This window comes from Amycolatopsis pretoriensis (assembly GCF_900107925.1).
Taxonomy (GTDB): Bacteria; Actinomycetota; Actinomycetes; order Mycobacteriales; family Pseudonocardiaceae; genus Amycolatopsis; species Amycolatopsis pretoriensis.
In genome coordinates, this window is record NZ_FNUJ01000004.1 from 60,064 (window position 1) to 74,111 (window position 14,048).

At 70.5% G+C, this 14,048-nt stretch carries 17 protein-coding genes; 2 read left to right on the forward strand and 15 right to left on the reverse strand.

Annotated features, from left to right (window positions below; genetic code table 11):
* Positions 1 to 110: 110 nt before the first annotated feature.
* Positions 111 to 881: a dioxygenase family protein gene (locus BLV96_RS17730; protein WP_086675409.1), complete on the reverse strand. Its 771-nt coding sequence runs from the start codon at positions 879 to 881 to the stop codon at positions 111 to 113.
* Between the two features lie 68 nt (positions 882 to 949).
* Positions 950 to 1,330, reverse strand: coding sequence for a hypothetical protein (locus BLV96_RS17735; protein WP_086675410.1), 381 nt, complete (start codon positions 1,328 to 1,330; stop codon positions 950 to 952).
* A gap of 67 nt (positions 1,331 to 1,397) precedes the next feature.
* Here BLV96_RS17735 and BLV96_RS17740 point away from each other — a divergent pair, with 67 nt between their 5' ends.
* Positions 1,398 to 1,850 (forward strand): MarR family winged helix-turn-helix transcriptional regulator, encoded by a 453-nt coding sequence (locus BLV96_RS17740; protein ID WP_086675411.1) that lies wholly within the window; start codon positions 1,398 to 1,400, stop codon positions 1,848 to 1,850.
* On the opposite strand, the gene dnaB is transcribed toward BLV96_RS17740, so the two are convergent.
* From dnaB to BLV96_RS17800, 12 genes are all read right to left on the reverse strand, one after another.
* The gene (gene dnaB, locus BLV96_RS17745) at positions 1,847 to 3,262 is read right to left on the reverse strand and encodes a replicative DNA helicase (RefSeq protein WP_086675412.1); all 1,416 of its coding nucleotides are present in this window, start codon (positions 3,260 to 3,262) and stop codon (positions 1,847 to 1,849) included. The two genes, BLV96_RS17740 and dnaB, sit on opposite strands and share 4 nt — an antisense overlap.
* 502 nt (positions 3,263 to 3,764) lie before the next feature.
* Complete coding sequence (locus BLV96_RS17750; protein WP_086675413.1) at positions 3,765 to 4,553, reverse strand: ESX secretion-associated protein EspG; 789 nt, start codon at positions 4,551 to 4,553, stop codon at positions 3,765 to 3,767.
* Positions 4,554 to 4,639: 86 nt separating this feature from the next.
* On the reverse strand, positions 4,640 to 6,004 hold the full coding sequence (locus BLV96_RS17755; protein ID WP_086675414.1) for a hypothetical protein: 1,365 nt from the start codon (positions 6,002 to 6,004) through the stop codon (positions 4,640 to 4,642).
* 1 nt (position 6,005) lies between these two features.
* Positions 6,006 to 6,611, reverse strand: a complete 606-nt coding sequence (locus BLV96_RS17760; protein ID WP_086675415.1) for a DUF3558 domain-containing protein — start codon at positions 6,609 to 6,611, stop codon at positions 6,006 to 6,008.
* Entirely contained in the window at positions 6,608 to 6,961 is a 354-nt protein-coding gene (locus BLV96_RS17765) for a hypothetical protein (protein ID WP_086675416.1), read from the reverse strand. Before BLV96_RS17765 ends, BLV96_RS17760 begins: the two co-directional genes overlap by 4 nt.
* 129 nt (positions 6,962 to 7,090) lie before the next feature.
* Positions 7,091 to 7,549 carry a 50S ribosomal protein L9 gene (gene rplI / locus BLV96_RS17770; protein ID WP_086675417.1) on the reverse strand — a complete coding sequence of 153 codons (459 nt, stop codon included), beginning with the start codon at positions 7,547 to 7,549 and terminating at the stop codon, positions 7,091 to 7,093.
* A gap of 14 nt (positions 7,550 to 7,563) precedes the next feature.
* Positions 7,564 to 7,812: a 30S ribosomal protein S18 gene (rpsR, locus tag BLV96_RS17775; protein WP_003098744.1), complete on the reverse strand. Its 249-nt coding sequence runs from the start codon at positions 7,810 to 7,812 to the stop codon at positions 7,564 to 7,566.
* A gap of 43 nt (positions 7,813 to 7,855) precedes the next feature.
* Positions 7,856 to 8,368, reverse strand: a complete 513-nt coding sequence (locus BLV96_RS17780; RefSeq protein WP_086675418.1) for a single-stranded DNA-binding protein — start codon at positions 8,366 to 8,368, stop codon at positions 7,856 to 7,858.
* A 17-nt stretch (positions 8,369 to 8,385) separates the two neighbouring features.
* On the reverse strand, positions 8,386 to 8,712 hold the full coding sequence (gene rpsF, locus BLV96_RS17785) for a 30S ribosomal protein S6 (protein ID WP_176173898.1): 327 nt from the start codon (positions 8,710 to 8,712) through the stop codon (positions 8,386 to 8,388).
* A gap of 102 nt (positions 8,713 to 8,814) precedes the next feature.
* Positions 8,815 to 9,684 carry a hypothetical protein gene (locus tag BLV96_RS17790; RefSeq protein ID WP_208608256.1) on the reverse strand — a complete coding sequence of 290 codons (870 nt, stop codon included), beginning with the start codon at positions 9,682 to 9,684 and terminating at the stop codon, positions 8,815 to 8,817.
* 82 nt (positions 9,685 to 9,766) lie between these two features.
* The gene (locus BLV96_RS17795) at positions 9,767 to 10,675 is read right to left on the reverse strand and encodes a hypothetical protein (RefSeq protein ID WP_208608257.1); all 909 of its coding nucleotides are present in this window, start codon (positions 10,673 to 10,675) and stop codon (positions 9,767 to 9,769) included.
* A 120-nt stretch (positions 10,676 to 10,795) separates the two neighbouring features.
* A complete protein-coding gene (locus BLV96_RS17800; RefSeq protein WP_091389321.1) occupies positions 10,796 to 11,596 on the reverse strand; it encodes a hypothetical protein in 801 nt (266 codons plus the stop codon).
* Positions 11,597 to 11,710: 114 nt separating this feature from the next.
* Between BLV96_RS17800 and BLV96_RS17805 the strand changes: the two genes are divergently transcribed.
* Complete coding sequence (locus BLV96_RS17805) at positions 11,711 to 12,484, forward strand: deoxyribonuclease IV (protein ID WP_167379641.1); 774 nt, start codon at positions 11,711 to 11,713, stop codon at positions 12,482 to 12,484.
* Here the strand turns inward: BLV96_RS17805 and BLV96_RS17810 are convergent.
* Positions 12,481 to 14,031, reverse strand: coding sequence for a glycosyltransferase family 87 protein (locus BLV96_RS17810; protein WP_091389327.1), 1,551 nt, complete (start codon positions 14,029 to 14,031; stop codon positions 12,481 to 12,483). The two genes, BLV96_RS17805 and BLV96_RS17810, sit on opposite strands and share 4 nt — an antisense overlap.
* Positions 14,032 to 14,048 lie beyond the last annotated feature (17 nt).

Genomic DNA, 14,048 nt, shown 5'->3' on the forward strand with positions numbered 1-14,048 from the left:
AGGTTTCCTCGCACGGAGCACCTGCCGATCGATGGAACGCTCCTTCCCTGGAGACGGCGAGCCCCAGGAACCGATCAGGTTCCTGGGGCTCGTTCGTGTTCCGGGGCCGGTCAGGAGAACTGCAGGGACCGCTTCGCCAGCCCGTGCCAGAAGCCGTCGATCACCGTGCGGCCGGACTTCTCCTCCGCCGTCGCGCCGAGGGAGACGAACAGCGGCGCGAAGTGCTCGATCCGCGGGTGCGCGAGGGCCGCCGCCGGCGCCTTGTGCCGGAAGTCGAGCAGGGCGTCGACGTCTCCGCCGCGCACGACCTCGTCGCCCCAGTGGTCGAACTCGGCCGACCACGCGGGCGGTGTCCCGTCGGTCGCGCGGGCCATGCCGCTGAGGTTGTGGGTGAAGAAGCCGCTGCCGATGATCAGCACGCCTTCGTCGCGCAGCGGCGCGAGCTTGCGGCCGAGGTCGAACAGCTCCTGCGGGTCGAGCGAAGGCATGGACACCTGCAGCACCGGGACGTCTGCGTCCGGGTACATCTCGACCAGCGGCACGTAGGCGCCGTGGTCGAGGCCGCGCTCCGGCGCGTCGTGCACTGGGGTGTCAGTCGAGCGAAGCAGCTTCCGCACCTTCTCCGCCAGCTCCGGCGCGCCCGGTGCCGCGTATTTGACCTGGTAGTAGCGCTCGGGGAAGCCCCAGAAGTCGTACACGAGCGGCACGGTCGTCGTGGCCGCGATGGTCAGCGGGGCCTCCTCCCAGTGCGCCGACACGACCAGGATCGCGCGGGGCTTGGGCAGGTCGGCCGACCAGGCGGCGAGCTGGCGGGTCCACGTGGTGTCGTCGGCGAGCGGCGGCGCTCCGTGGCTGAGGTAGAGGACCGGGGTGCGGGTCATCGACGGCTCCAGTGCTTGAAAGTTCAACTACTAGGATACCTGACGCCGGTGCGGTCCGGGATATTCCACTAGTGCCCTTCGAGGTTCGCCGCGCAGCGCTCCAGGGTGCGGATCGTCGTGCGGTAGTCGTCGTCGCTGATGCCGTCGGTCACCGCCGTGCGGAACGTCCGGACGCGGGCCTCGACCCGGGTGTGGGCTTCGCGGCCGGCGTCGGTGAGCTCGCCGTTCCCGGCGACCCAGCCGCAGGTCCGGAGGTCGGCCAGCTGACCGGCCGTCTCGCCGAACGGGGCCAGTGCCGCGCCGACCTCCTCCGGCGTGCGGGCACCGAGGGCGATCGTGTTGAGTACCTGCCAGTGCCGGCGGCTCAGCGACTCCGCGTCGAGGGCCTGGGCCATGGAGGATTCGAGGAGCTCGTGGACGTGGCGCAGGTGCCATCCGAGGGGTTTCATGGGTACTCCGACTATGTCGATGAACAACTACATGTAAAAGTACATGCAGTTCGGAGGTGGAGCAACCATGACGGACGCGGTGGCCGACGTCGAACGCGCCATGATCGCGATCCGCCGCAGCCAGCAGCGGCGGGCGCTGAGCCGGATCGGCAAGGCCCGCGGCCAGGGCGCGCACGACCCGGTGCACGAACTGCTCGACGTCGTCGAAGAGCTCGCCGAACGCGGCGAGGCGGGCACGGTGACCGCGTTGAGCGCGGCGATGGGTGTCGACCAGCCACGCGCGAGCCGGCTGGTGGCGCGCGCGGTCGAACAGGGCCTGCTGCGCCGCGAAGCCGATCAGCGCGACGGACGGCGTGCCGTGCTCGTGCCGACCGAAGCCGGCCAGGCGCACCTCGACGAGCTGCACGCCTTCCGGCGCTCGGTGTTCGCCGAGGTGATGGCGGACTGGCCGGAGGAGGACCGCGAGAACTTCGGCAGGCTCCTCACGGCGTTCGTCCGCGGGTACAGCGCGCTCGGCTAGTCGTGCGAGAGGTCGACGAACCGGCTGTAGTGCAGCTGGTGGGCGACGGTGATCGTCGCCGTCGGCCCGGCACGGTGCTTCGCGATGATCAGATCCGCTTCGCCCGCGCGCGGGTCGTCGCGCTCCCAGGCGTCCGGGCGGTTGACCAGGATGACGAGGTCGGCGTCCTGCTCCAGTGAGCCGGACTCACGCAGGTCCGACAGCATCGGGCGCTTGTCCGTGCGCTGCTCGGGACCACGGTTCAGCTGGCTGATCGCGATCACCGGGACCTCGATCTCCTTCGCCAGCAGCTTCATCTGCCGCGAGAACTCCGAGACTTCCTGCTGCCGCGACTCGACGCGCTTGCCGGACGTCATCAGCTGGAGGTAGTCGAGGACGACGAGCTTGAGGTCGTTGCGCTGCTTCAGCCGCCGGGCCTTCGCGCGGATCTCCATCATCGTCATGTTCGGCGAGTCGTCGACGAACAGCGGCGCCTCGGACACCTCGCTCATCCGGCGGGCCAGCCGCGTCCAGTCGTCGTCGGACATCTTGCCGCCGCGCATGTCGGCGAGGCGGATCTTGGCTTCGGCCGAGAGCATGCGCATGACGATCTCGGTCCGGCTCATTTCCAGCGAGAAGATGACGCTGGTCATGCCGTGCCGGATCGACGCCGAGCGCGCGAAGTCCAGACCCAATGTCGACTTGCCGACACCGGGACGGGCGGCGACGATGATCATCTGGCCCGGGTGCAACCCGTTGGTCAGCTCGTCGAAGTCGGTGAACCCGGTCGGGATGCCCTGGGACTGGCCACCGCGCGAGGCGATGGCGTCGATCTCGTCCATCGTGGGCTGCAGCAGCTCTTCCAGCGCGACGTAGTCCTCGCTGGTCCGGCGCTCGGTGACGTCGTAGATCGCGGCCTGCGCGCGGTCGACCACCTCGTCGATGTTCGCGCCGTCGGCCGCGGCCGCGCCGTAGCCGTACTGCACGATCCGGGTGCCGGCCTCGACCAGGCGGCGCAGCACGGCCTTCTCGGCGACGATCTCCGCGTAGTAACCCGCGTTCGCCGCCGTCGGCACCGTCGCGATCAGCGTGTGCAGGTAGGGCGCGCCGCCGACGCGGCCCAGCTCCCCGCGCCGCTCCAGCTCCGCCGAGATGGTGATCGGGTCGGCGGGCTCGCCGCGGCCGTAGAGGTCGAGGATGCAGTCGTAGATCGCCTGGTGCGCGGGCCGGTAGAAGTCGTCGGGGCCGAGCGCCTCGATGACGTCGGCGACCGCGTCCTTCGACAGCAGCATGCCGCCGAGCACGGACTGCTCGGCCGCGAGGTCCTGCGGCGGCTGGCGGTCGAACCCGCCGCCCCCACCACCGGAGCCGGGGTCGCTCGGACCCGGGTCGGACTCCGCGTACATCGGACTGCGGTCGTCGGTCAGCGCCACCGCCCCGGACACCTCCTCATCGTGTCGAACACCCGTTCGAGTATGCCGGATCTTCGCTCTCGAAGCACGCGGCTCGATCCGCGTCACCCGTCTCCGGGCCCCTCCCCGATGATCGGGGACAACGTCCGTCAGTCGTCTTCGACACGCGGAGCGCCACCGTGAGTACAGGCCCGAGCGGGCACGCTAGATCCCCCGGAAGGCGGATGGCAATTCCGGATGGGGACCCATCTGTGGACAACCTGGGGATGAACGGGGGTAACCAGTCACAGGTGGCCCGAGAGCTGTGGACAACTTGGGGACAAGGCTGATCGGCTTCGGTAACTCCGCAGGTCAAAGCCTGTGAACAAGGTGTGGAGAACTTGCCGAAAACTCGTTCGGCGTGTCGCGTGAAACCCGTTGTTCGGCGTGTCGTGGACCAGCCGGAGACCATTGAGTCGCGCGACCTGTGGATGAATATCACGGAGGGTAGAGCGGTCACCCGGTGGGCTGAACGGCCGACGGATCAGGCCGCGGTCAGCCTGCCCTGTGCGCTGCGTAACCGGTCGGCGAGAACGCGCTGGTCGGCCGGGGTGAAGGCGATCCGGTTCTCCCCGCGCCCCGGAACCTCTTCGGTCAGCCATCGGCCTTCCGAGGTATCGATGTAGTTCACCGGACGTTCGATCCGCTGCCACCCGCCGGTGCGGCTGCGGGCCGCGACGTACAGGCTGCCGCTCCCCATTCGGCGTAGCGCCAGGATCCGCCGGAGCTCGTCGGCCTCCTGCGAACCCTCGGCCGGGCGGTCGTTGCGGAGCACCGCGTACCCGCCGTCGTCACCGCGGGGGCTTCCCTCGAGCTGGCTCTTCGGCACCGCGAGCGGCGTCCCGCGCCCGGGCGCCAGCTTCGGGATCTGGCCGAGGAAGTCGTCGAGCAGCTCCCCCGGTCGTGACGACTCCAGCACGACGGCGTCCAGCTCTTCGTGCTTGGCCAGCACGAACGCCTCACCGCCGGCGCTGCCGGCCAGCAGCCGGTAGCTGACCGGCTTGCCCTGGAACCCGCCGTCTACCCAGCCGTAGTACTCCAGCTGCGGCCGGGCGATCGCTTCGACCGTCGCGACGAACCCGGGGTGCATGCCGCGCGGGCCGTACAACCCGGCCTTCGAGAGCTCGGCGTTGACCCGCTCGTCCTCGGCGCGCTGGGCTTCGTCGCTGTACCACGTCGGCTTGTCGGACAGCACCGTGTGCGGCTCGCCGCCCCGGCGCCGGATCAGGTTGATCAGGGTGCCGGTCGAGATGGTGACCTGCCTGTCCAGCACGCTTTCCCCCAGTAGGAATCCGAACCCGGTGCAGCCGAAACGCCGGGCGCGCCCATCTTGGCACGCGCCCGGGCCTCCCGCGTGCGCTACTCGCCGATGACCGGCGGGGCCGTCAGCTCGTCGGTCCCGAAGATGTCGTTCGGGTCGTCGCCGAGCAGGTACTTCGACGTGCGTTCCTCGTCGCCGCCGCCCTGGCCCTTGGCGCCGTGGCCCATGCCGCCCATGCCACCCATCCCGGTGGAACCCGTGCGCCCGGCCGCCGCGCCGCCCGCGCCCATGGCGCCGCCGGCCCCCATGCCGCCGCGGCCCGCGCCGGCCGAGCCCGCGCCACCCGGCAGGGCCGCGCCGGTCGAGCCACCGGGCCCGAAGCCCGCGCCGCCGCCCGGGCCGAAGCCCGCCGTCGGGTCGCCGATCCCGGCCGAGCCGCCGGGTCCGAACCCGCTGCCGCTGCCACCGCCACCGGAGAAGCTCGGCGTACCGCCGCCGGGCCCGAAGCCCGGCATCCCCGGCACGTCCGACGGCGAGAAACCGGACGAGTGCGTGCCGTCGTTGAAGTTCGGCGGGGTGTAGTTGCCGCCGCCGGGCAGCTTCGACGGGTCGTAGCTCCCGCTCGGCACCTTCCCCGGGTCGAAGCTGGGCACCTTGGACGGGTCGTACCCACCGCCCGGCACCTTCGACGGGTCGAAGCTGCCGCCGGGGGTGTTCGGCGAGCCGGGGAACGACGGGACGCCACCCGGGCCGGGCATGTTCACGCCGCCGGGGCCGGTGCCCGGGGCACCGCCGCGCTCGCCGTCTCCCGTCCCGTTGCCGTTCCCGTTACCCGGCTTCTTCTTGCCGTCCTTGCCGTTGTCGACGCTGACGTTCTCCTGCTGCCCCTTCAGCGCGGAGTACGTCGGCATCTTCTGGCCGTTGTCGTTGCTCGCCTTGTAGTAGGTGTTGAAGGCGTCGACGTTGGCCTGGCCCTTGGTGTTGTAGTCGCGGATCGCCCGGTCGGTGTCGGTCGTCCACGGCGTCACCGCGTTGAGCAGGTTGTTCTTCGGCGGGTCCTTCGGGACCTCCTGCACCTGCGCGTGCACCGTGGTGAACGCGTTGTTCTGCTCGCCGAGGTACTTGTCGGAGTCGGTGAGCTTGGTGCCGGAGTCCTCCATCCACACCCGCAGCGGGTGCGCGCCGGCGTTCTGCGCCGCTTCCGAACCGCCGCCGGTCCAGGCCGAGTCCATCTCCTTGGCCAGCGTGTCGATGGTCGTCAGCCGGTCCGCGTAGGCACCCTTCAGCCGGCTCGCCGCCGCCTGCCCGTTCTGGATCGAGCCGGTGCCGGGGCCGGTGGTGACCTGGTGCCAGATGTCGTAGCAGTCGATCTTGCGATCGCCCTGCTGCGAGGTGTGGTCGTCCGAGTGCGTGGTGGCCATGTTGTACGCGGCGAACCCGCCGAGCAGGACCAGTTCCAGCATGTCAGCCCCCCATCAAGGTCTGGACCATCGCTTCGCCGAACTTCCCCGCGACCGAGCACGGGTCCGCCGCGCCCGCGCCGTGGTCGTACTGCACCAGGATGTTGACGGCCAGCTCGTCGGTCACGCCGACGAACAGGCCACACTTGCCGTTCTTGCGGTCGTCGAGCGCGGCGGCGTAGACGGCCGGGTACCCGTAGGCCTGCGACTCGCCGAAGTAGGCGTCGTTCGCCTTGGTGTCGTAGACGTCCTGGAGGCCGTTCTTGTTCGCCGTCACCGTGGTCACGTCGATCTGGTTGCCCGGGTCGGCCGCCTCCTGGAAGGTGCAGCTCGGGCCGTTGCCGGTGCTGCGCGGGGTGCCGTCGCCGAGGCTGAGGGTGGAGCGGCCGGCCGCGTTGATGGTGTTGCACGCGTCCGACGTGATGTTCGCGGTGTTCAACGGCTCCGGCACCCGCGGCGCGGAGTCGGCGGCGGACCGGCTCGTCGTCTCGCTGGAGCTCGACTCGGCGGTCGCCGCCGGGTTGGCGGTGCCGCGGGTCTTGCCCGAACAGCCCGCGACGGCGAGCACGGCGAAGGCCAGGGCGCCGGCGGCGAGGAGTCGTCGGTTCACGTGGCCTGGTTCCCCGTCTTCGAGAGGTCGGCCTGCGTGTCCGACTCCTTGGTGGTGATCTTCTGCTTCGCGGCCGTCAGGGCCTCGATGTAGTTCTTGACGTATTCCTGCATCTTGGAGTTCTGCTCGAGGAACGCCTTGCCGGACGGGTTCGCGAGCTTCTCCCAGTCACCGCTGGCGAACTCCTTGCCGGGCGCCTTGACGTTCGCCATCAGGTTGGCGTCGTCATAGTCGCGCTTGAGGTCGGCCTGGAGGTCCTGCCACTTCTTGATCACGCCGTCGATCTTGTCGGCGTCGAACGTGAAACCCCCTCCGCCGGACGGCGCGGACATGTTGACCTCGTTACCCATCCGAGTGCGCTCCCTTCGCGTCCCGCTCCATTGTCCTACGACGGCCGCCGTCTGTCCGGGGTTCCCCCGAAACGCGTGAAGGCGGGCCGCCCACCAGGGAGCGACCCGCCTTGTGCACGGCGTACTGCCTTACTGCGAGGCCTTGACCTCGAGGCGCACGTCGACCTTGACGTCCGGGTGCAGCCGGGCGCCGACCGAGTGCTTGCCGACGGTCTTGATGTGGTCGCGCAGCTCGATGACGCGCTTGTCGAGCAGCGGGCCACCGGCCGCCTTGATCGCGTCGACGATCTCGCCGGCGGTGATCGAACCGAAGAGCTTCTTCGAGCCCTCGGCCGCCTTGCCGGTGAGCTGGACGGCGCCGAGGCCCTCCAGCGTCGCCTTGATCTCCTTGGCGTGGTCGAGGTCGCGGATGCGACGGCTCTCCTGCGCGCGCTGGATCGTGCGGACGTTCTTCTCCGCGCCCTTGGAGGCCACGATCGCGTAGCCCCGCGGGAGCAGGTAGTTGCGCGCGTAACCGTCCTTGACCTCGACGATGTCGCCGGGGCCGCCCAGGTTGGCCACGTCCGTGGTGAGGATGATCTTCGCCATGTCAGTGCCCTCCCTTAGCGCGCGGTCGAGGTGTAGGGCAGCAGCGCCATCTCGCGGGAGTTCTTGACCGCGATGGCGATGTCACGCTGGTGCTGGCTGCAGTTGCCGGTGACGCGACGGGCACGGATCTTGCCGCGGTCGGAGATGTACTTCCGCAGCAGGTTGGTGTCCTTGTAGTCGATCAGTTCCGGGCGGCCCTTCTTCTCGGCCTTGCAGAACACGCAGACCTTCTTCTTGGGCTTGCGGATGGGTGGCTTGGCCACTGTCTACTCCTGGTAACTCAAATCTTTGTGGATGTGTACGAGATCAGAACGGGGGCTCGTCCGAGAAGCCGCCACCGCCGCCACCGGCGGGCGGTGCGGAACCCCACGGGTCGTCGGCGGGCGCGCCGCCTCCGCCACCGCGGTTTCCACCGCCACCGCCGCCGCCGAAGTCACCACCGCCGCCGCCACCGCGGCTGACCTTGTTGACCTTGGCCGTGGCGTAGCGCAGCGAGGGCCCGATCTCGTCGACCTCGAGCTCGACGACGGTGCGCTTCTCGCCTTCCTTCGTCTCGAACGACCGCTGCTTCAGGCGGCCCTGCACGACGACGCGGGCGCCGCGGGTCAGGGACTCGGCGACGTTCTCCGCCGCCTGGCGCCAGATGTTGCAGCGCAGGAACAGCGCCTCGCCGTCCTTCCACTCGCCGGACTGCCGGTCGAGGGTGCGCGGGGTGGACGCGACGGTGAAGTTCGCGACCGCCGCACCGGACGGGGTGAAGCGCAGCTCCGGGTCGGACGTCAGGTTGCCGATCACCGTGATGACGGTGTCTCCAGCCATCGGGGATCCCCTCGGGCTCAGGCCTTGGCGGCGGCGGGCTTGGCCGCGGCGCGCTTGACCTCGCGACGCATGACCTTGGTGCGGAGCACGGTCTCCTGCAGCGACAGCTGGCGGTCCAGCTCCTTCACCGCGTCCGAAGACGAGTTCAGGTCGAGCAGCGCGTAGATGCCCTCGGCGTGCTTCTTGATCTCGTACGAGAGACGACGACGGCCCCAGACGTCGACCTTCTCCACGGAACCGCCCGAAGTGCGGATCACGTTGAGGAAGTTGTCCAGCGTGGGGGCGACCGTGCGCTCGTCGAGCGTGGGGTCCAGGATGACCATTACCTCGTAATGGCGTGACACAACCACTCACCTCCTATGGGCTCGCGGCCACGGACTGTCCGTGGCAGGAGGGTTTGTCCAGGTAAGGCTACCTGGAGGTGCTTCCGGGGCCGGAGGCCGGGGTCAGCTCGCGCGGCGCAGGACCCAGGTGCGCACGAGCCCCGCCGTGACGCCGGCCAGCACGATCACCGCGAGCAGCATCGGCAGCTGGACGTCGTTCGAAGCGCCGTTCGAGGCGAGCGACTGAGCGTTGCCCGCGTCGCGGATGCCGGCGCTCTGGCCGCTCTGGTCGCCCTGACCCGCCTGCGGGACGGAAGCGTCACCGGGCAGCGTCCCGTTCGCGGGGTACCGCGCGCCCGGGGCGACGGCCGTGCCGGCGGTCGCCGTGGGGATGCCGCCGTAGTCGCGCATCGGGGCGCTGCCGCCCGTGCCGCCCGCGGTGCCCGGGTTCAGGTTCGAGAGGTTGCCGGTGCTGCCGCCGGGGGTGCTGTCCTGTGGGGTGCCCGTGCCGCCGGTGCCCGGCTGCCCCGGAGTGCTCGGGGCGACGTAGTTGCCGGCGAGCAGCGTGAGGTTGCAGGCCTTGGCGACCGTGCTCTCCACGCTGTTCAGGGTCTTGTTCCAGTCGAGGCCGAGACCGAGCGAGTGGGAGTTCGCCAATGCGGTGCGTACCGCCTTGCCGATCGCCGCGCCGGTTGCTTCGCCGCCCGCGGAGTTCGGCACCTGCCCCACGGTGATGGCCGGAACGCCGGCGATCGAGTCGCCCGCCCAGGCTCCGATCGCCAGCGTGCCGGCGTTGTTCGCGCCGTTGGTGACCAGTGTCTTGACGGAAGCTCCGGTGATCGCGATCTGGTCGCCCATCTGGCCGGTAACCGTGCCGGTGCAGCTGTTGCTGACCACCTGCTGGCTCGCCGAGGCCGTGCCCGCGGAGAGGAACGCGCTTCCGGTCACGAAGGCGGCAAGGGCGGTCACGGTCAAGAACTTCCGCACGAGCACTGTCCTCCAGAGACTTACGGGGGCGTCGTTCCCTACAACAGGGTCAACGAAGTCAATACGCGAAAGATACTCGGCAGTCGGGTCAATTCGCAGCGGCCATTCGGCGGAGCACCCAGGTCCGCACGAGGCCCGCGCTGACTCCGGAGAGTGCCAGCACCGCGATCAGCAGGGGGAGATTCGACCCGTCCGTGAAACCGTCGGACGCGGACGGTAGCGCTTCGGCCTGGCCCGCCGTCTGGATCCCGGAGTTGCCCGCCGTGTTCTGGTCCGGGCTGGTGAGGCCGTACTGCGGGGCGTAACCCGGGATCTGGCTGCCGTACCGGATGGCGGGCGACGGCGTGAACAACCCGGCCGTCGCGAACGGGATGCCGCTGTAGTCCCGCATCGGGGCGTAGCCCGTGCCGATGCTGAACGGGAAGCCGCCGAACGCCGGGCTCGCGCCGCCGCCGGAGAAGCCGGGGAGCAGCGGGCTGTTGGCTTCCGGGATGCCGCCGGAGCCCTGCGGGGCGCCGCCCTGCTGGTTGCCGCCGGTCCCGCCGGACGGCGGTTGCTGCGGGTTGCCGCCCGTACCGGGCTGCGGCGACGCCTGCTTGCCGCCGTTGTTGATCGAGTTGAGGCCGTTGGTCCCGGCGGTGTTCAGGCCGTCCGCGGCCTGGTTGAGCGCGCTCGCGGCGGGCGCGCCGACGCCCGGGATCGGCGAGACGACGGTGTTCACCACGTTCACGGTGACCTTGCAGACCGTGTTGAGCAGGCCGCCGACCGCGCTGGTGAGCACGGTGGTCGCCTGCCCGACGATGCCCAGGTCGACCGGGAGCGGGAGGCCGAGCAGCGAGCCCTGGATGTGGTCGCCGGGCTTCGCCGTGACGGTGCTGCCGCACGGCACGGTCTTGGTGTCGGCGGAGGCGGTGCCGGGCATGCCGAGCACGGCCGAACCCGCGAGCACGAACGCCGTCGCTCCGACCGCCGTTGCCCTCCGTGTCCGATCCTGCATGCTGCCGCCCCATCGTCGGTGTCCCTTTCCCAGAACAACGACGTTAAGGCAGCACGGTGACGCCCGCTCGTTCAGAAATGTCCGGCATTCGAGTGGAAGCGGACGTCACCTTCAGTGAAATCAGGCCGGCTTGCGGCGGATCCAGGCCCGGACGAGGGCCGCGGCGACGATCGCCAGCGCCAGGACCGCGAGCAGCATCGGCAGCTTCGCCGGCGGCGTGACGCCCGGGAGCGCCTCGGCCGTGCCGGACTTCTGCTCGTCGACCGTCGGAACCTGCCGGCCCGGGATGATCTGCGCGATCACCGGCGCCTGGACCAGGCTGCCCGGCAGCAGCGAGGCGTTGCTGAAGATGCCCGAGATCGCGTCGCCGGGCAGGCCCGCGTTGCCGGGACCGGTGGTCACCGGGCCGGTGCTGTCGCCGGGCGGGGTCTGCCCCGGCGGCGTCGGGCCGGGCGGGGCCGGGGGTGCGGGCGGTGCCGGGTTCGGCGGGAGCGGCAGCGGGGGCAGCTCGCCGGCCACACCCTGCGTCACGCCGCCGACGGTGTTCACGACGCTCTGCGCGGCCGGGCAGACCGTCTTCGCGGCCGCGTCGCCGACCACCGGCACGTCGCCGATGCCGAGCGCCCGCACGGTGTCGCCGACCGGGAGGGTGAGCAGCGGGGCCGAGCCGTTCGTGTTCCGGGCGCTGGAGTCGAGGCCGACGGTCAGCTGGTTCGGGGCGTTCAGCGGGGCGCCGGCGTCCAGTACGAGGCCGGTCTTCGCGTCGCGGGCCTGGCCGTTCTGGAGGGTGGCCGAGCAGTCGCCGCCGAGGGTCGGGCTCGGGTCCGCGCTGGCCACAGCCGGCATCGCGAAAGCGAACAACGCGGCCGAAGCGGCGGAGGTGAATCCCAGTGCGGTGATCCGGGTGAACTGCTTCCCCATCGATGCCCTCCGGCAGTCGGACCAATCTGGATCACGGAACGCGCTCACGGTACTCCACGAGCGTCACCAGCCGGTCCAACAGGGGAAAGAAGTACCCGGAGTAGCGTGCTCGGCATGCTGATTGGCGCCCATGTCCGTGACGACGACCCGTTGACCGCGGTCGCCGAGCGCAAAGCCGACGTCGTCCAGTTCTTCCTCTCCGACCCGCAGGGCTGGAAGGCCCCGAAGCCGCACCCCCACGGCGAGGCCATCGCGGCCGACCCCGTCGAGGTGTTCATCCACTCGCCTTACCTCATCAACGTGGCTTCGCTGAACAACCGGATCCGGATCCCCTCCCGCAAGAACGTCACGCAGCACGCGGACGGCGCCGCCGCGATCGGCGCGAAGGGCCTGATCGTGCACGGCGGGCACATCGGGGAGAAGGACGACGTCGAGGTCGGCCTGGACAACTGGCGCAAGCTCTTCGAGCGCGAGCAGGAGAAGGGCGGCTTCAAGGTCCCGATCCTGATCGAGAACACCGCCGGCGGCGAGAACGCGATGACCCGCGACCTCGACGTCATCGCCCGGCTGTGGGACAAGGTCGGCGAGTTCGGCGCCGGGTTCTGCCTGGACACCTGCCACGCGTTCGCCGCGGGCTGGGACCTCGAGACCGCCGTCGAGAAGGTCAAGGCCATCACCGGCCGGATCGACCTGGTGCACCTGAACAACTCCCGCGACGAGTTCGGCTCGACCCGCGACCGGCACGCCAACGTCGTCGAGGGCGAGGGCACGATCGACCCCGAGGTGCTGGTCGGCGTGGCCCGGGCCGCCGGTGCGCCGGTCGTCGTCGAGACCCCGGCCGACGGCCAGGCGACCGACATCGCCTACCTGCGCGAACAGCTGGGCTAAGCCGCCACGGCCTTGCGGCGGCGCCGGACGGCGTTCGGGACGATCACGTCCCGGGCGCCGTCGAGGAAGCCGCCCGCCGGGTCGTCGTCGCCCGCGGCGCGGACCAGGTCCGTGCCCGGCCGGTAGATCTCGCGCACGACCAGCACGCACAGTGCGGCGACGGCGAGGTCGCGGAGCACGACCGTGCCGAGGAACCAGCCCTCGGGCAGCCCCTTGTGGTCGACGCCGAGGTAGTAGAACATCCGCGGCACCCAGACCAGGGCGTCGAGCAGCATCCAGCCGAGCAGCAGCCGCCAGCGCGGGATCGCCAGCACGGCCAGCGGCACCAGCCACAGCGAGTACTGCGGGCTCCAGACCTTGTTCGTCAGCAGGAACGCGGCCACGACGAGGAACGCGAGCTGGCCGACGCGCGGCCGGCGCGGCGCGGCGAGCGCGATGTAGGCGATACCCGCGCAGCAGGCCAGGAACAGCACGGCGACCGTCAGGTTGAGGTACGTCGGCGTCTGGTTCTTCTGCAGCACGCCGTCGAAGCCGGCCCAGCCCGTGGCGTACGAGAGGACGTTGTAGAGCGAGTCCGGGTCCATCGGCCGCAGCGTGTTGAGCCGGAAGAACTCCCACCAGCCGCGGGTCGCGGTGAGGATGAACGGCGCGTTCACCGCCAGCCACGTCACGACGGTGGCGGCCGCGGTCTTCCAGAACGGCGTGAGCTTCCCGGCGCGCAGGCACAGGAAGAACAGCACGCCGAGCAGGAACAGCGGGTAGAGCTTGGCCGTCGCGCCCAGGCCGAGCAGGAGCCCGGCGAGCAGCGGTTTCTTGCGCGCCCAGGCGAGCAGGCCGGTCGCGGTGAACGCGGTCGCGATCGCGTCGAAGTTCGTGAACGCGTGCACCAGCACCAGCGGCGAGACCGCCACCAGCACCATGTCCCACGGCCGGCGTTTCACCGTCCGGCCGGTCGCCCACACGGTGACCAGCCAGGCCAGCGCCAGGAACAACGCCGTCAGGTCGAAGTAGACGGCGACCGGCAGCGCGCCGGGCAGCCAGCCGCTCTCGGCGACGTTCAGCCAGCCCGCCGCGAGCTTCGCGTTCGCCCACTGGAAGAGGCCGGTGAACACCGGGTACTCCATGTACCGGGTGTCGTTCTCCGCGGTCTGCGAGCTCTCCTTCCACGACGTGTAGTACGGGAAGGTGCCCGGCCGGTCGAGCCGCTCGGAGCTGTAGAGCGGCACGACGTCGGAGTAGCACATCGCGACGAACGGGCGGCCCGCCCGCCAGTCGAGCTGGTTGGCGCCGCTGGAGTCCTGGTACTGCTGGATGCAGGAGCCCTTGCCGAGCCAGCAGAGCATCAGCGCGAGGGTGGCCAGCAGCAGGCCGACGCGCTGCGGCGACCAGAACCAGTGCCGGCCGACCGCCGCGTGCTCGCCGAGCGGGCCGCCGAGGGGTCTGGTGACCGCCGCCGCGAGGGGCTCGTTCCAGCTCGGGACGACCCGTTCCGCCCGGGTAAGCGTCACGGGGCCCTCGTCCGGCTCGCGCGTGGTCTCCTCTGGCACGACTGCGGATGTTAGCG